At 33.9% G+C, this 17,599-nt stretch carries 17 protein-coding genes and 2 pseudogenes; 7 read left to right on the forward strand and 12 right to left on the reverse strand.

What is annotated here, in order from left to right; all coding sequences use genetic code 11:
• The first annotated feature begins 10 nt into the window (after positions 1-10).
• The 3 genes from gldE (at position 11) to P8625_RS11435 (ending at position 2,914) form a co-directional block, all read left to right on the forward strand.
• The gene (gene gldE / locus P8625_RS11425) at positions 11-1,339 is read left to right on the forward strand and encodes a gliding motility-associated protein GldE (RefSeq protein ID WP_279650585.1); all 1,329 of its coding nucleotides are present in this window, start codon (positions 11-13) and stop codon (positions 1,337-1,339) included.
• Entirely contained in the window at positions 1,332-1,892 is a 561-nt protein-coding gene (gldD, locus tag P8625_RS11430) for a gliding motility lipoprotein GldD (RefSeq protein WP_279650586.1), read from the forward strand. Before gldE ends, gldD begins: the two co-directional genes overlap by 8 nt.
• Before the next feature lie 110 nt (positions 1,893-2,002).
• Positions 2,003-2,914: an IS982 family transposase gene (locus tag P8625_RS11435; RefSeq protein ID WP_279650587.1), complete on the forward strand. Its 912-nt coding sequence runs from the start codon at positions 2,003-2,005 to the stop codon at positions 2,912-2,914.
• A gap of 89 nt (positions 2,915-3,003) precedes the next feature.
• Here the strand turns inward: P8625_RS11435 and P8625_RS16405 are convergent, their stop codons facing one another.
• A complete protein-coding gene (locus P8625_RS16405; protein ID WP_407704738.1) occupies positions 3,004-3,177 on the reverse strand; it encodes a PH domain-containing protein in 174 nt (57 codons plus the stop codon).
• Between the two features lie 370 nt (positions 3,178-3,547).
• Positions 3,548-4,078 carry an RNA methyltransferase gene (locus P8625_RS11440; RefSeq protein ID WP_279650588.1) on the reverse strand — a complete coding sequence of 177 codons (531 nt, stop codon included), beginning with the start codon at positions 4,076-4,078 and terminating at the stop codon, positions 3,548-3,550.
• A 104-nt stretch (positions 4,079-4,182) separates the two neighbouring features.
• On the opposite strand from P8625_RS11440, the pseudogene mutS reads away from it, so the two are divergent.
• The 4 genes and pseudogenes from mutS to P8625_RS11460 all read left to right on the forward strand — a co-directional run bounded on the left by mutS (position 4,183) and on the right by P8625_RS11460 (position 9,260).
• Positions 4,183-6,791 (forward strand): annotated as a pseudogene (mutS, locus tag P8625_RS11445) (DNA mismatch repair protein MutS).
• Between the two features lie 243 nt (positions 6,792-7,034).
• Positions 7,035-7,886 (forward strand): AraC family transcriptional regulator, encoded by an 852-nt coding sequence (locus P8625_RS11450; protein WP_279650589.1) that lies wholly within the window; start codon positions 7,035-7,037, stop codon positions 7,884-7,886.
• 345 nt (positions 7,887-8,231) lie between these two features.
• Positions 8,232-8,789, forward strand: a complete 558-nt coding sequence (locus tag P8625_RS11455) for a carboxymuconolactone decarboxylase family protein (RefSeq protein ID WP_279650590.1) — start codon at positions 8,232-8,234, stop codon at positions 8,787-8,789.
• 108 nt (positions 8,790-8,897) lie between these two features.
• Positions 8,898-9,260 (forward strand): cupredoxin domain-containing protein, encoded by a 363-nt coding sequence (locus tag P8625_RS11460; protein ID WP_279650591.1) that lies wholly within the window; start codon positions 8,898-8,900, stop codon positions 9,258-9,260.
• A gap of 149 nt (positions 9,261-9,409) precedes the next feature.
• Here P8625_RS11460 and P8625_RS11465 read toward each other — a convergent pair whose 3' ends face one another.
• From P8625_RS11465 to P8625_RS11510, 10 genes and pseudogenes are all read right to left on the reverse strand, one after another.
• Complete coding sequence (locus P8625_RS11465; protein WP_279650592.1) at positions 9,410-9,832, reverse strand: hypothetical protein; 423 nt, start codon at positions 9,830-9,832, stop codon at positions 9,410-9,412.
• A 28-nt stretch (positions 9,833-9,860) separates the two neighbouring features.
• Positions 9,861-10,208, reverse strand: a complete 348-nt coding sequence (locus tag P8625_RS11470) for a hypothetical protein (protein WP_279650593.1) — start codon at positions 10,206-10,208, stop codon at positions 9,861-9,863.
• Positions 10,209-10,667: a Panacea domain-containing protein gene (locus tag P8625_RS11475; protein WP_279650594.1), complete on the reverse strand. Its 459-nt coding sequence runs from the start codon at positions 10,665-10,667 to the stop codon at positions 10,209-10,211.
• Positions 10,668-10,882: 215 nt separating this feature from the next.
• Entirely contained in the window at positions 10,883-12,175 is a 1,293-nt protein-coding gene (locus P8625_RS11480) for an aminopeptidase P family protein (RefSeq protein ID WP_279650595.1), read from the reverse strand.
• A 73-nt stretch (positions 12,176-12,248) separates the two neighbouring features.
• The gene (locus P8625_RS11485; protein ID WP_279650596.1) at positions 12,249-12,833 is read right to left on the reverse strand and encodes a Crp/Fnr family transcriptional regulator; all 585 of its coding nucleotides are present in this window, start codon (positions 12,831-12,833) and stop codon (positions 12,249-12,251) included.
• 83 nt (positions 12,834-12,916) lie between these two features.
• Entirely contained in the window at positions 12,917-13,696 is a 780-nt protein-coding gene (locus P8625_RS11490; RefSeq protein WP_279650597.1) for a DUF4382 domain-containing protein, read from the reverse strand.
• A 260-nt stretch (positions 13,697-13,956) separates the two neighbouring features.
• Positions 13,957-15,295: pseudogene (locus tag P8625_RS11495) on the reverse strand (DEAD/DEAH box helicase).
• 137 nt (positions 15,296-15,432) lie between these two features.
• The gene (locus P8625_RS11500; RefSeq protein ID WP_279650598.1) at positions 15,433-15,681 is read right to left on the reverse strand and encodes a hypothetical protein; all 249 of its coding nucleotides are present in this window, start codon (positions 15,679-15,681) and stop codon (positions 15,433-15,435) included.
• Positions 15,682-15,758: 77 nt separating this feature from the next.
• Positions 15,759-16,724 carry a succinylglutamate desuccinylase/aspartoacylase family protein gene (locus tag P8625_RS11505; protein WP_279650599.1) on the reverse strand — a complete coding sequence of 322 codons (966 nt, stop codon included), beginning with the start codon at positions 16,722-16,724 and terminating at the stop codon, positions 15,759-15,761.
• Positions 16,705-17,592 (reverse strand): ATP-grasp domain-containing protein, encoded by an 888-nt coding sequence (locus tag P8625_RS11510; RefSeq protein WP_279650600.1) that lies wholly within the window; start codon positions 17,590-17,592, stop codon positions 16,705-16,707. The genes P8625_RS11505 and P8625_RS11510 overlap by 20 nt, the downstream gene beginning before the upstream one ends.
• Positions 17,593-17,599: the final 7 nt, after the last annotated feature.

The raw sequence follows: 17,599 nt of genomic DNA on the forward strand, positions 1-17,599 counted from the left end.
ATTTTAAAAATTGGATCCAGAACCTGAACCTATACTTTTATTATTATTAAGTTTCGATTGGTTGACCTTCGTCAACTGTTTGCTTTTATTGTTATTATTAATTTGCTCGGCATTGGTTTCAGGAACAGAAGTTGCCTTCTTTTCTATTTCACAAACCGAGTTACACGAGCTTTCAACGAACTCAAAAGAAAAAAATACCGTAGTAAAACTACTTGAAAATCCTAAGAAATTATTAGGAACTATTTTAATTACCAATAACTTTATTAACATTCTTATTGTATTGCTTTTTGCGAGTATTGGTAAAGTACTTTTTACAAATTTAGATTATGATTTAGATTTTCGATATTTTAAAGTATCGGTACTTTTTTTAACTGAAATAGTACTTATTACCTTTTTAATTTTATTATTTGGCGAGGTACTTCCTAAAGTATACGCAAGTCGAAAATCATTGCAGTTTGCAACATTCATGGCAAAACCTATCCAGTTTTTAAACACGGTATTAACTCCATTAAGTTCACCTCTTATTAAACTTACAAGTATTGTTGAAAACAAATTAGGAAATAAAAATAACAACCTCTCTGTAGAGCGTTTGTCGCAAGCATTAGAACTTACTTCTGATGATGCAACGACTAAAGAAGAACAAAAAATACTAGAGGGAATTGTAAGCTTTGGAAATACCGAAACAGTACAAATTATGAAGCCTCGAACCGACGTATGCGCGATTGCTGACGATGCTAGTTATGAAGAGGTATTGAAAACAATTTTAAAGAACGGATATTCAAGAAACCCCGTATACCATGAAAATATTGATAATATAGTTGGGGTTTTATATGCTAAGGATCTATTAGAGCATTTAAACAAAAAAATGTTTAAGTGGCAAAAGTTACTAAGAGAACCATTTTTTGTGCCAGAAAACAAAAAATTAGATGATTTATTAGTAGAATTTCAGGAAAAGAAAAAACACTTAGCCGTGGTGGTTGATGAATATGGAGGCACCAGCGGAATTGTAACTTTAGAAGACGTCATAGAAGAAATTGTAGGCGATATTAACGATGAATTTGATGATGAAGACCTAACCTATTCAAAACTAGATGAGAATAATTATATTTTTGAAGGAAAAATAACCATTAAAGATTTTTGTCGCGTATTAGAAGATGAAGACGAAGAAAAATTTGAAGAGGCTAAAGGAGAAAGTGAAACCATAGCAGGCTTTATTTTAGAAGTCTCAGGAAAATTTCCTAAAAAGGGCGAAAAAATAAACTTTAGTAATTATACGTTTACTATTGAAGCCTTGGCTAAAAAACGTATAAAACAAGTAAAAGTTACCCGAAATGCGTAAATTCTTTTTATTGATATCAATCCTGTTTTTAATAAGCTGTGGGGAAGAAACGTTACCAAAACCTAAAGGATATTTAAGTTTAGAATACCCCGATAAAGCTTATAAAAAAATAAACTTATACAGGCCTTATATATTTGAAATAAATAATATTGCCAAATCTAAAGACTTGCCGAAAAACTGGATGAATGTTGAATATCCTGCTCTAAAAGCATCAGTAGATATTACATACCGTGCTATAGAGGGAAATTTGAGAGAGCTGCTTATAGAGTCTGAAAAATTAGTGTTTGAGCACGCTATCAAAGCCGATCAAATTACTGCCCCAGTAGAGTATGCCAATCCTAATACAAAAGTATACGGAAGTTTATATCAAATTCTCGGAAATGCTGCTTCTCAAGTACAATTTCATGCCACCGATAGCACGAAGCATTTTTTAAAAGGCTCGTTGTTTTTTTATACCAAGCCTAATTACGACTCCATTTTACCAGCTGTTGAATACATTAAAAAAGATATGATTCACATGATGGAAACTTTAGAGTGGAAAGATAGTGAGTGAGTTAATTAACGTGAGTTCGGGATAAAAAAGTTTTTTAATTACACGAAAAAAAGCGAAAAATTTAGTAAATTAAATTACTGATTTTTAATTGTATAACTAAATTTTCCACTATGATTTCTGATTTTAAAATTACTGAATTTTTCTGTTTAATTGATGATTTTTGTACCGAAATTAATCAAGTTATTGATAAAAATGCTTTAGAAACCTGTTCAAAGATAGTTAGACGAAGAAAGCCTAAACTCACCCAAAGTGAAATAATCACAATTATGGTGCTTTTCCATTTTAGTGGTTTTAGGTGTTTTAAACACTTTTATATCGAATATGTTAGCAAACACTTGTCAAAAGAATTTCCAGATTTAGTTTCCTATAACCGATTTGTTGAATTGAAAAAGCGTTGTTCAGTGCCTATGATACTGTTTCTTCAAATGCACTGTTTAGGTCAATGTACAGGGATCTCCTTTTTAGATTCTACCACTATTAAAGTATGTCATTATAAAAGAGAAAAGCAGAACAAAGTTTTTAAAAACACCGCAAAAAAAGGGAAAGGAACCATGGGGTGGTTCTTTGGCTTTAAACTTCATATTATTATCAATGAAAAGGGCGATATCGTTGACTTTTTAATTACGCAAGGTAATATAGATGACAGGCAACCACTTAAAGATAAAGCCTTTCATAATCGTGTGTTCGGAAAAATATTTGCCGACAGAGGGTATGTAGGTAAAGAACTGTTTGAACAGCTTTTTGTAGATGGAATACATTTGGTTACAAAAATTAGAAAGAATATGAAAAATACTCTTATGCATATCTATGATAAAATTATGCTTAGAAAAAGGGCTGTTATTGAAAGTGTGAATGATATTTTGAAAAACGTATGTCAAATAGAGCACACAAGACACAGAAGCTTCGATAACTTTATCTTAAATTTAGTCGCAGGGTTAATCGCTTATTCGTTTTATCCAACTAAACCTAATATCACGTTAGTTCGGGATAGTTTCATATTCTTTGTAGGTTATCGATATTAATTGAATATTCCCCTTTCTTTTAGATAGGTTTTAGGTTAAATTAAGATTTTTTTCTATATGTATAACTTTCTTTTTCCTAAAAAACATAATTAATTGTTTGAAGTAGTTTCTTGAAATACTCTTCTAAATATTAATGGATTTGCGATTTGATGAAACCGTTCCCTAGTTCCACCTATACCTGATATTTCTATTGAGCCTGAATTGAATACACGACCAAGAATACTTTGATTAACAAATATTGCTTCAATTTGACTATGGTTCATCCTATGTTTGTATTGTTAGGATTTTCTATTGAATTTATATATTTATAAACTTTAGTAGAAAGGATAAAGAACAAGGCAAAAATCCGTCATTAGTTTCCAAAACAGTTCGAAATGCTTGTCCCTTTATCCTAATGCTTAAAGATTGAACAGTTCATTACGAGGAGGATACGACGAAGTAATCTGTTTCTTGGGAACTCTGAATAGAAAGATTGCTTCGCTTCATTCGCAATGACGGTATAAAAGCAATGACGGTAGCCACCCGTAATTTCGATTGGATGCTGAGCGAAGTAAAAGTGGTAAATGAAAGAAGCTTTAAGTATTTAGTTTCAACAGATAAATTACTTGATCCAGTATTTCCTTCATAACGATATCACTTCTTTAGTTTTGTGAAAAAATCCCACAACACCACACCGCAACTTACCGATATATTTAAGGAATGTTTGGTGCCCAATTGCGGAATTTCAATACATCCGTCAGAAGCAGAAACTACAGCTTGCTGTACTCCCTTTACTTCGTTGCCAAATACCACTGCATATTTTTGGTTGGGTTTAGGATCAAACGTATCTAACATGGTACTATTTTCAGCCTGTTCAATACTTAGTACTTTAATTTTTGAATCTTTTAATTTTTCAATCAGAAGTAATGTATTCTCAACGTATTCCCAATCTACCGATTCCGTAGCACCCAAAGCCGTTTTGTGAATTTCTTTGTTAGGAGGGGTGGCGGTAATACCACACAAATAAATTTTTTCAATTAAAAAAGCATCCGAAGTTCTAAATACCGAACCCACATTATTCAAGCTACGAATATTATCTAACACTACGATTACAGGTGTTTTTTGAGTTTGCTTAAATTCTTCAACCGTTTTTCTGCCGAGTTCGTTGTTTCTTAATTTTCTCATAAAGTGGTTTTCAGGTTCAAAAGTTTAAAGTTGTGAATAACTTGAAACAAAAGAAACTCTAAACTTTTATATCTTCGCAAAACTAACCCAAAAAATCTAGAAACTTGGCAAAAACAAAGGCAAAAAAGGTAACTCCATTAATGCAACAATACAATGGGATTAAAGCAAAATACCCCGATGCCATGTTGTTATTTAGGGTAGGTGATTTTTATGAAACCTTTGGAGAAGATGCCATCAAAGCATCGGAAGTTTTGGGCATTGTTTTAACGAAACGGGGGAATGGTAGCGAAAGTGAAACGGCCTTGGCAGGTTTTCCGCACCACTCTCTAAACACCTACCTTCCAAAACTAGTAAAATCGGGGTTACGAGTGGCTATTTGCGACCAGTTGGAAGACCCAAAAATGACCAAAAAGATTGTAAAACGTGGGGTTACGGAGTTGGTTACGCCAGGGGTAGCTTTAAACGATGAGGTACTACAATCGAAATCGAACAATTTTTTAGCAGCCGTTCATTTCGGAAAAAAATTATTGGGGGTTTCTTTTTTAGATGTATCAACTGGTGAGTTTCTCATTGCACAAGGAAATGAGGAGTATATCGATAAACTTTTGCAAAACTTTTCGCCAAGTGAAGTTTTGGTTGAAAAAAATTCAAACAGCGATTTTTAGAAATTTTTACCAACCGTTTTCACACGTTTTACCTAGATGATTGGGTGTTTCAAAAAGATTATGGTGAGGAATTATTACGAAACCATTTTAAGGTAAAAACGCTTAAAGGATTTGGTGTTGAAGAGCTAGAACAAGGTATTGTAGCCGGAGGTGCAGCGATGTACTATTTGTCGGAAACCCAACATAACAAAATAGAACACATACAATCTATTAGCAGAATTGCGGAAGACAAGTATGTGTGGATGGATCGCTTTACCGTAAAAAACTTAGAATTATACGGGGGTAATTCGGTAAACTCAGTTTCGTTATTAGATATAATTGATAAAACAATCTCTCCGATGGGAGGACGTTTGTTAAAGCGTTGGTTAGCACTTCCATTAAAAGAGGTAGCAGAAATTCAACAGCGACACGAGTGGGTAAAATACTTAATCGATAACGACGCTTTTTCTGAAACTGTGAGCTACCAACTCAAACAAATTTCTGATATCGAACGCCTGATATCGAAAGTAGCTACAGGTAAGGTTTCTCCACGCGAAGTTATCTTGTTAAAAAACTCGCTAAAAGCCATTCTTCCTATAAAAGATTCCGCAGAAAAAAGCACCAATACATCGGTACAACAAATCGGAAAAGAATTGCACGATTGTAAGGTGTTGATTGCTAAAATTACCGACACTGTTATAGAAGAAGCTCCTGTAAACATTAATAAAGGAAACGCGATTGCTACTGGTGTTTCAGAAGCGTTAGACGAACTACGTACGATTTCAAACTCAGGAAAAGAATATTTAGATACCATGCTCGCTCTAGAAACCGAACGTACAGGAATTCCGAGTTTAAAAATCGCGTTTAACAATGTATTCGGATACTATATTGAAGTTAGAAATACACACAAAGACAAAGTTCCCGAAGAATGGATTCGTAAGCAAACCTTAGTAAATGCCGAACGTTATATTACTGAAGAACTGAAAGAATACGAAGCAAAGATATTAGGAGCAGAAGAAAAAATACAACAGTTAGAAAACGAGATTTTTGCCAAACTAGTCAGCGATATTATCAAATTTGTACCATTGGTACAACAAAATGCACAAAATGTAGGCAAGATTGATGTATTGCAATCTTTCGCAACCTTAGCTACTGAAAACAATTACGTGCGTCCGTTACTAGATGAGAGCACCGATATTGAAATTAAAAACGGGCGCCACCCTGTTATTGAAAAGCAACTACCTATTGGAGAAGAGTACATCGCCAATGATGTCGTGCTAAACCGTAATCAGCAGCAAATAATTATGATTACAGGTCCGAATATGTCAGGTAAATCAGCTATTTTACGTCAAACCGCCTTAATTGTATTACTGGCACAAATGGGAAGTTATGTACCCGCACAAAATGCTCGTATAGGTATGGTAGATAAGATTTTTACCAGAGTGGGGGCAAGTGACAATATTTCGATGGGAGAATCGACCTTTATGGTAGAAATGAACGAAACAGCATCTATTTTAAACAATATTTCTGAGCGTAGTTTGGTTTTGTTAGATGAAATTGGGCGTGGTACATCGACCTACGACGGAATTTCTATTGCTTGGGCTATTGCCGAATACTTACACGAGCATCCATCAAAAGCAAAAACCTTATTTGCCACACATTACCACGAATTGAACGAAATGACGTCGACTTTTGAACGCATTAAGAATTTTAACGTATCGGTAAAAGAGTTAGATAGTAGCATTATTTTCTTGCGTAAACTAGTAGCAGGAGGAAGCAACCATAGTTTTGGAATTCATGTAGCAAAATTGGCAGGAATGCCAAGCATGGTAATTCATAGAGCAAACAAAATTCTAAAAGAATTAGAAGACTCACATGCACACAAAGAGGTAAAAGAAACCTTGAAAGAAACTCAGCATAAAGACATGCAAATGAGCTTTTTTCAGTTAGACGACCCCTTGTTGGAAGATATTCGAGAAGAAATTTTAACCACGAATATCGATACGCTAACACCTATTGAAGCGCTTATGAAGCTGAATGAAATTAAACGAATGTTAACAAAGAAGTAAGACTTTTAGAAACGCTACTGAAAGCTAGAGAAGTCCGTCTAAATTGCTACGAATAAGCTTGAGACAACACCTTAAAAGCACCTTGCTTTTGCAACAATAAGGCATCGAGGCACTTTACAAGGCAAGTTTAGAGATGTGTACTTTAAAGAGAGCCGAGTTATTTTCTAAATACGCTATTGAATTCGTCTAAAAAACTTGTTAACTCTCTTTATTTTTTTCGACGAAGCATAAAATGGTGCATACATGGCAGTACAAAATATTCAACACTATTCTTTTCAAAATATTTTTTCGTTACAAACAGTACAGTTTGAAAAATCGTGTGTGGTGAATACACCCCAACAAATAAATCAGTACAAAATATTTTGGATAAAAGAAGGAAAAGGGGTGTATAAAGTCGATTTTAAAAGCTACTCTTTTGCAAATGGAGTCTTGTTTTTTTTATCGCCAGGACAAGTTTTTTCTGTGGATTCTGAAAAAATTAAGGAAGCCTACCAACTAAGCTTTGTTAGAGATTTTTATTGCATACAAGCACACGATGCTGAGGTAGCGTGTAACGGTGTATTATTTAACAATATCTACGAAACGCCTTTTGTTGTGCCTTCAGAAAAAGAAATATTGAAATTAGATTTTATCATGCAAAGTCTCATCGAAGAGTTTGAATTAGCGGCAACTGCTCAATACGATATGTTGCAATCGTTGTTGAAACAGTTTATTGTATACACTGTTCGTATTAAAAAAGAAAAGGATGTGATAAAAGAAGATATTGAAACGAAGCTTTTCAAAGATTTTAGTGTACTGGTAGAGCAGAACTTTAAAAAACTACACAGTGTTACCGATTATGCACATCGATTGGGAATTTCACCAAAGTCGTTAACCAAACATTTTCAAAAACTAGGAACACAAACTCCTAGCGATTATATAAAAAACCGTTTGCTCACAGAAGCCAAAAGGCAATTATTGTATTCAAATGAAACGGTAAAGTACATTGCTTTTCATCTGGGGTTTAACGATCCTGCTTACTTCTCAAGATTTTTTACCAAAGGTACCGGAATGTCTCCAAAAAAATTTCAAAAAGAAAAAACTCGCAACAAATAATTGTTACGAGTTAATGGGGGGCTATTCATTCGAGGGGAATTATACAAAAAACTAATCTAAACTACGCTGCAAATATATATCTAGTTTTAAATCAGGTAATTAACATAGGTTAAGAAATGCGTTAACATAGGTTAATAAATGCAAAACTGTCCAAACGTTAAGAACTTTTGTCCATTTTTCAAGGAGCATCTCTGTCGCATCTTTGTATCAGAATTTTGAATCACACATTATGAGAGTAGAAGTAAATCAATGTCCTAATTGTTGGGGATATCAAGAATACGACGAACAGTTCTCAGAAAGAGAGCTGTGTAACTGTGAAAAAATAATTTAGAAAATATTACAATTATGAGTACAAGAATTGAAACATTAAACCCAGAAACCACGACAGGAAAATCAAAAGAATTGTTTGACGCCGTTCAAAACAAATTAGGGTTTATACCCAATCTAATTAAAGTAATGGGAAACTCGCCTGCATTGTTACAATCTTATTTGAGTATAGGAGAATTAAACGGAAGTGGCAACTTTTCAAATAAGTTTAGAGAGCAATTGGCGTTGGTTATTGCAGAAGAAAATGAGTGTAATTATTGTTTATCTGCACATACAGCCATAGGAAAAAACAGTGGTTTATCAGAAGAAGAAATTGAGCAAAACAGACAAGCAGAAGCTTCTAATGCAAAAACCAAAGCAGGGTTGCAATTTGCACAAAGTGTTACCAGAAATAGGGGGAATGTAACTTCTGAAGAATTGGCACAGGTAAAAGCAGCGGGATATACAGATGGAGATATTTTAGAGATTGTATTAAATGTGGTAGCGAATACCTTAACGAATTATGTAAACCATATTGCAGAAACCGAAATTGACTTTCCTAAAGTAGAAGCAGGAAAGTTCATACAAAACGCATAAAAAACGAATAGCTTTTGTAGCTGCATGACGATATGTAGTTGTGAGATTGTTTTGGCTACAAGGCTATTTTGTTTTTCATAAAAAGTAAAACCATAAAAATTAATAAACATGAAAAAAGTAGTAGCTATTTTAATAGTATTCGTAGGATTTGCATTTACGGCAAATGCGCAAAAAACAAAAACGGTTTCTTTAGAGCAAACCAAAGGAAAGTTTACACAACAATCGTTAACTCTTTCTGAAGGAACCTATGTGTTTGAAATTTCAAATAACAATGTAGGGCACGATGTAGGTTTTGTATTAGCACCTAAAGGAAAGACTGATGAGGAGCACCATATAAAAAATGCCTATGTTACTTCTTTGGTAAAAAACAATAGCAAGTCGAACTCTAAAAAAGTGACCTTAACCAAAGGAGAGTACGTGTACTTTTGTCCGTTAAACCCAACACCAGAATATACTTTAACGGTAAAATAAAGATATAGATTGACGAATACTTATGAGAAAAGCCCTACACCAGGGCTTTTTTAGTTTTGGGGCGATGGGCAAGGGTTTAATTCTAGAAGGCTTACCTCGAAATTTTTATTATTTTTTTTGAATGCCTAGTATGCTTGCATCGGGGTAGTTTAGTTCACTTTTACAAAGCTACTTCCCAATCCGTCATAATTATTATCAGAAATCTCTAAAGTAGCTGGTTTTACAAGCCTGATAATTCCTGAAAGTACAATTCCATCATAATGCTCATCGTTAGAAAGCTGTATATATCGTTCTTGTGTATTTGAATAAATTGCTTTTTTCATTGTCAAAGTATAGGTGCCCTTTGAAACCTCTTTACCGTTTTCAATAATAGAAAACTGATCGTTTTTTTGTAAGGAAAGTTGTACTTTTTTACCCAATGTTTCGGGAGTTTTATGAATATGATTTCCAAAACCACCATCGGTACTGGTCCAGTTCCATATTCCAACGAAATCAGAATTATTAATATTTTGTATTTGGCTAGAAGCACATGAAATCAGTGCAAAAGCGACTATATACAATAGATTTTTCATGAAGGGAGTTTTATATGTAATAATTCGATTATTGTTTTGTTGTGTCTCTTTTTGGAAAGAGATTACGAAGTATAATGGTCATCATTCCAATTACATTGGCAGTAGTGGTTATTAAAAGGGTTTTTAAAACCCCATCACTTAACTTATAGTAATTTTCATTTCCAACTAACAACAATAATACAGATAATAACCAGGAAGCTATAATAATGGTAAATGTAACTGCTAAATTTTCTCGTAGTTTGGTTTCTCCTCTAAATCTTTCTTCTTCAGGTGTAATATCTTTATTCCAATCTTTAATATCAGATACAGCTTCATCAATGTCTGCGTCTTTATATTCATCTGGATTTTGATCAGGAAGTCTACTTAAATCAATCAACTACGATGCTGGTTTTAATCTAGGTTGGTAATGATTGATTATAAATTCATCAGGAATTTCAGAGTTATTCCCTATACTATAAACTTCTCTCCAAGGAGTGCCTTCAGCATGTGTCATTGCGCTTAACTGAATACCATTGTATTCTCCATATAAATCCCAAATTCTCTCTAAAAACGCTGTATCTTCATTAGAAATAACCTCCTCTACATCATTTGGTAGGGGTTCAGATAATTCAATCTTACCTTCTTTTTTAATTATTTTATAAAGAGAGGGAAAGACAGGACCATATTTCCAAGCTTGGGGTTTCTCAGTAGTTAAAGGTTGTTCCTGACCATTTAAGGTTATGTACCAGCTGTAAGCTAAGTAAACTAGTTTTATTAACTTCATAGAGGTTAATTTACCAAATTTAGCTTTTTCTTGTACAAAATAATTTGCTACGGTTGTAGGGCTGTAAGCCATAATTAGTCTTTGTTTTACATATAAAATTCTTAGTCGCCTTAATATAAGCAATCTACGACAAAATTACAAAATATTATTAATATATTATAAAAGTAGTTAATTGCGTGTTTAATCTCTGGTTTAGTTCATAACTACATGGAGTAAATATAACAAAAAAACGCCATTAAATTTCTATAAAAGAAGGTTTAACGACGTTTTAAATATGGGAAATGATACTACATATTCATAATATCTTCTATTTCTTCTGCTTCAATCGGTATGTTGCGCATTAAGTTAAATGGTTCTCCTGTTTCCTGAACTACTACATCATCTTCTAAACGAATACCGAAACCTTCTTCAGGAATATAAATACCAGGCTCTACCGTAAACACCATGTTCGCTTGTATGGGTTCGTGTAGCAATCCGTAATCATGCGTGTCTAAGCCCATGTGGTGAGAAGTACCGTGCATAAAATATTTTTTATAGGCTGGCCAGTTAGGATCTTCGTTTTGTACATCTGCTTTATCTAATAAGCCCAAGCCTAATAATTCCGAAGTCATTAACTTACCAACTTCTACATGATACTCAGCCCAAAGCGTGCCTGGAATCAACATTTTAGTAGCGTCATTTTTTACACGGTTCACCGCATTGTAAACGGCTTTTTGTCGGTCAGAGAAACGACCAGAAACAGGTATGGTACGCGTCATATCAGAAGCATAGTTAGCGTATTCAGCACCAACATCCATTAATAGTAAATCACCAGCTTTACATTGTTGGTTGTTTTCAATATAATGCAACACGTTGGCGTTGTTACCCGAAGCGATAATTGGCGTATAAGCGAATTTTTTAGAGCGGTTTCTAATAAATTCGTGAATGTATTCTGCTTCAATTTCGTATTCCCAAACACCAGGTTTTACAAAGCCCAATACGCGTCTAAATCCTTTTTCGGTAATGTTACAAGCCGTTTGAATTAAATCAATTTCTATAGGGTCTTTTACAGAACGCAAGCGTTGTAAAATAGGATTACTTTTTGCTACTGAATGGGCAGGATATTTGTTTAATAACCATTTGGTAAAACGTGCTTCGCGAGTTTCAGTTTCTACAGTAGCACGATAGTGTTCGTTGGTATTGATGTATACAGTATCTGCCAACGCCATCATTTCAGCCAATACTTTTTCTAAATCTTGTAACCAGTGTACGTTTTTAATTCCGCTAGTTTCAAATGCTTTTTCTTTGGTTAGTTTTTCCCCTTCCCAAACGGCGATATGCTCATTCGTTTCACGTAAAAACAAGACTTCACGCAAATTTTCTTTCGGACAATCTGGAAATAAAATTAAAACACTTTCTTCTTGGTCAACTCCACTTAAAAAGAAAATATCGCGGTGTTGTTCAAAAGGTAGAGTGCTATCGGCACTTACAGGATAAATATCGTTTGAGTTAAAAACAGCTAAACTATTTGGCTTCATTTGTGCCATAAAGTTTTTACGGTTTTTTATAAATAATTGACTGTTTATTGCGTCGTACTTCATAATAATTCAGTTAAATGGATAAGATTCCTTCAAAAATACGGAAAGAAATGGTGGAAATATGAGCCATTTGGCACTAATTTATATTTTTTCGAATTCTGCTCATGTGGCGGGTAGAAATTCCTAAAAATGAAGCTAAATAATGTAGCGGAACTTCTTGAAGTAACTTTGGTTCATTTACAAGTAATTTTTTATAACGTTCTTCAGGAGTTAAGGTTAGCAAATCAATACGGTAATCATCAATTAAAAAAATTTGCTGTTCTACTAAATTGTAATAAAACTGATGAAAAGCATTGTTGTATTTCATTAAGTATTTAAAATCATCAATGGTAATAATCCAAAGCTTGCACGCACTTAAGGCTTTGATACTTTTTGGTGAAGGAGTTTGTTGTAAAAAACTTTTTAGCGATGAGGTACAACTATTTTTTAACGCCAAATAGGTAGTTTTTTCTTCTCCAGAAACAGAAACCGCATGTTGTAAAATACCACTTTCTACAAAACAGAAATAAGAGCAAACCTCTCCTGTTTCAACAAAGTATTGGTTTTTTGACAAAGAAAGCTCTTTAAAATAATCGAGAATCTCAGGAATAAGATTATCCAAGCTATCGTCATTTATAATTTTTTGAAGTTGTTGTGCTACTATATTTTTGGAAGCTTCCATTTTTGCGGAATAAATTTTAGCTTAAAAGTATAAAAAAAAGGATGCTTTTTACAGCATCCTTTATAATAATTTATGTCAGTGAGTTATTCCAACTCAACTGTTCCCATAGCGGTATTTTCACCCAATGCTACGGTAACTCCCTCAACTGTTTTAGCATTCAATCCAGAAGCTTTATCAGGAGTAAAAGTTAGGGTATAAGTACCCGTAGGCACTCCGTGTAACATAAACTTACCTTTCTCGTTGGTTAAGGTAGTGATTGCTTCTTTGGTTTCAGAAACAGCACTTACTTCTACTTGATATTCAAATGGATTTACCATTCCTGAAATAGCACCAGAAGTAGCTTCAGTAGCAACCCTAATAGTAGGTTTTAAACTGTAGGTACCGTTACCTTTAACTACGATTGATTTATCAACAATAAAATCTAAAATAAACGTGTAGGCTACACCACCTACTAAATCTTGATGTACGTTTAATTTTAATCCTGATTGTTGTGCGCTAGGGGTTGCTAATGGAAAGGTTTTTCCATCTACTACAATCGAATTGTTTTTACCTAAAACTAAGCGAATTTGACTAAGTTTACCAGCAGGAATTTCAGTATCTACTAACAAAGCATCAATACCACCAGTTAATTCAAGTAAGTTATATACTTGCGGAACGACATTTCCGAGGCTTTGCCGACCATTTTCTTCGTTTCCAACGTTCATCATTATGTCTTGTACGTCGATGTTTACTTCATCGTAATCTCCAGCAGCATCTACTAAGCGAACTCTTACTTGAGAGGTTTGAGAATCGTCTTTAGAACAGCTAACAAATGCCGTGAAAAAAGTTGCTAATACAACAAGTAGTAAAACATTTTTTTTCATGATTATTGGTTTTTGTAATAGACAGTAAATATAACAAGGTTTATAAAAAGATATAGTATTATTTAATGAACATAAGCTCAACATCAAATTAAATAAACTAAAAACTCATAGTGTGTCATGTCGATAGCATGAAGTATGAGTGATGAGACATCTAAATAATAAGATTTAGTGTTGCTGAACCTTACGGTTTCCCCCTTTGTTGGGAAGAATACTTTTAAATGGTTTTGAAAACTAAAAATCAATACTATCGTATTCTTAAATCATATTAATGAGATTGAGATAAGTTTATTATTGTGGTGTCTTATAATTATTCTTTCTATTAAGGTTATTTCGTTTTCTACGGCTGTGTTTTTTTGTTTTTTCTGAAGTAGTTGTAGGTTTCTTTTTTTCGATTTAAATGGTTTCTTAGAGGTGTTTTTTTCAGAATTTGTTGGTTTTGAACGTTCTGTAATTACCTCATTTTTTAGGGTAGATACATCAAAATCTTCGAATTCAGAAATAGTAATTTTCTGTCCTACTAATTTTTCGATACTTCTTAAATACGTTTCCTCTTCTTGGGCTACTAGAGAAATTGCTTCTCCGCTAGCACCTGCTCTTCCTGTTCTACCAATTCGGTGTATATAATCTTCAGGAACATTTGGTAATTCAAAATTAATAACATGTGGTAGCAAAGGAATATCCAACCCACGAGCAGCAATATCAGTTGCTACTAATACTCGAATAGAATTGTTTTTAAAACCTTGTAAAGCATTGGTTCTTGCTCCTTGACTTTTGTTACCGTGAATGGCAGCGGTAGAAATTCCTCGTTTAACCAGTTTTTCAGCCAACCTATTGGCACCGTGTTTAGTTCGGGTAAAAATCAATACCTGATTCCAGTTTCCTTTTGAAATTAATTGACCAACCAGTTCTGTTTTTTTGCTCTTCGGAACTTTGTATAACTTTTGGTTTACTTTTTCGGCAGTAGTGTTTTCAGGAGTCGCTTCAACCCATACAGGGTTGTGTAAAATACCTTGTGCTAATTTTTTTATTTCTTTAGAAAAAGTTGCCGAAAACAATAAGTTTTGACGTTTTTGAGGTAAAAAAGAGATGATTTTTTTAATATCTCGTAAAAAACCCATATCGAGCATTCTGTCGGCTTCATCTAAAACTAAAATATCTACACGCTTTAAAGAAAGTTTATTTTGTTCGTGTAAATCAATTAACCTACCAGGGGTAGCTACCAAAACATCAATTCCGTTTTTAAGGGTTGCTATTTGAGAACTTGGTTTTACACCACCAAAAATAGCAGTAGATTTAATATTCAAATGCGTACTGTATTCGCGTACATTATCATAAACCTGGGCAGCTAACTCTCTTGTTGGAGTTAGTATCAATGCTTTAATTGGACGATATTTCGGATTTTTTTTCGGATATGTTTTGTAAAATAGGCAAAGTAAACCCTGCAGTTTTTCCGGTTCCTGTTTGTGCAGAAGCTAATACGTCTTTGCCTTCTAAAATAACGGGAATTGCTTTTTCTTGAATAGGAGAGGGTGTTGTATACCCTTTTTCAGTTACCGCTTTTACTAAAGCTTTCGATAACCCTAACGATGTAAATGTCATATATCTTTCTTCGGTAATCTCTAAAAAAGAGATCTCTATAAGCTGGTAAAGATACGGCTATTTTATTGGAGATGTTTATTACTAAAAAAGACACCTGTATACAGATGTCTTTTAAGCGTTTTAATTTTTTTAGTTGCTTACTTTACGGCACTTTTAATAAGCCCAACGATAATCAATAAAAGAGCTCCACCAACAAGGCTCGCTAAAATGCTACCTACAATACCAGAAATGCCAACATTTAACATTCCTAATACTTCGGCTCCAAGACCACCTCCTATAATTCCTACTACTGAATTCCAAAGTAAACCTAAAGAATACTTTTTTAACAAAGCACCTGCTAAATTTCCTCCAACAGCACCAATTAATAAGCTAATTAATAAATCCATAATGTATATATATTTAATAGTTAATAAGAACCTAAAGGAAGTAAAAAATAATGGGTAAAACAAATAAAATCAAATTGTTATACTTGCCCTAAATGAAAAAGAGCATCTCCCATGTTAATAATAGGGAAATTATTTTTAGCAATGATATAGCCTTCGCTAGGAGATTTTATAGAAAAATGAGTTGCTCCATAGGTGTCCATGATATGCCCTAAAACCTGTCCTTTTCTTACCTTTTCACCATTTTTTACCTTGGCGGTAAACAATCCTGCAACCTTGGCTCTTATCCATTTTCTCTTCGTAATGTGTATTGAAGAAGAATTTTCAGGCACTTTTACCTTGTCGTTAATCATTTTAAAATGTTTTAAAATGCGAAGTGTTCCGTTAATACCTTGCTGAATAGCATTTTCTTCTAAACGTAAAGATTCCCCTCCTTCATACACAATTACAGGAATGTTGTTTTTATAACATTGATTTCTGAATGATTTTGGAATAAGATTAGAACCAAATATAAAAGGAGCATTAAAAACATGAGCCAGTTGTACGCTTGGTTCGTCTTTTGGTGTATATCGTATTTGCGGAAAATTGTTTCGCTGCTCTCCACCAGTATGGAAATCAATAGCAAAATCTACATTATTCGTAATTTCTTTCATTAAGTAATACGCCATTCTACTAGCCAATGAACCTGTTTTAGAACCAGGAAAACTACGATTAACGTCTTTTCCATGCATATCGCGAGACATGTTTAAAAACCCAAAAATATTCAATAACGGTACGACAATAACACAGCCTCTACGAATTTTATACGATTTGTCAATTAACATTCTACGAACTAATTCAACACCATTTACCTCATCACCGTGTAAACCTCCCTGTAATAAAATGGTAGGGCCTAGTTTTTTACCATTAAAAACATAAACGGGAATTTCAATTAAGGTTCCGGTAGGCAATCTATCCAAGGGTATTTTGATCAGTTTAGATTCCCCCAAACCAATTTTTTGCCCACGAATTTCAATACGTTCATTTTTAAAGTTTTGTTCGAACATTATTTTCTAAAAATTTAACAATAGCTTTCGCAACATTATCTTTTGTATACATTTCAATTCCTTGTAAGCCCGGGGTAGAGTTGACTTCAATTAACAAAGCTCCTCGTTTTGAACGAATCATATCTACACCAGCAACATCAAGCTTTAAATGCTTAGTCGCTTGAATAGCAATTGCTTCTTCCTCTGGGGTTAACTTTATTTTACAACCACTACCTCCTTTGTGAATGTTAGAGCGAAAATCACCTTCTACCCCTTTGCGTTTCATACACGAAACAATATTATCTCCTACTACAAAAGCACGAATATCTTCACCATTACTTTCTTTAATAAACTCTTGTAATAGAATGCTATTACGGGTGCTATGCATGGTGTCGATAATAGAGATAGCAGATTTTTTACTTTCGGCTAAAATCACCCCAGAACCATGGGTTCCTTCTTGTAGCTTAATAATAACAGGTGCCCCGCCCACCAAATCTATTTGCTCACTAATAGTTTCGGTATTCACAGAAAAGACGGTATGCGGAATCGGAAGTCCGTGCTGGCTCATTATTTGTAAGGTGCGAACCTTGTTTTGAGCATTTACAATACCTGAATAGCTAGCAGTACTATACTTTCCATTCATTTCAAACTGTTGTACTACCGCAGTTCCGTGTTTCATGGTAGAAACACCTATTCGAGGAACAATAACATCGGGAATGTCAATAATATCTTTACCTTGATATATAATGGCAGGCTTGCCATTACTTAGTTTTACAGAACACTCTAAGGGGTTTATAATCGCTACCTCATGTCCACGACGACGTGCTTCCTTGTATATTCTTTGCGTTGAAAAAATATGTTCACTAACAGAAAGAATAAAAATAGTCATCTACTAA

The sequence above is a fragment of the Tenacibaculum tangerinum genome, assembly GCF_029853675.1.
Classification (GTDB): domain Bacteria; phylum Bacteroidota; class Bacteroidia; order Flavobacteriales; family Flavobacteriaceae; genus Polaribacter; species Polaribacter tangerinum_A.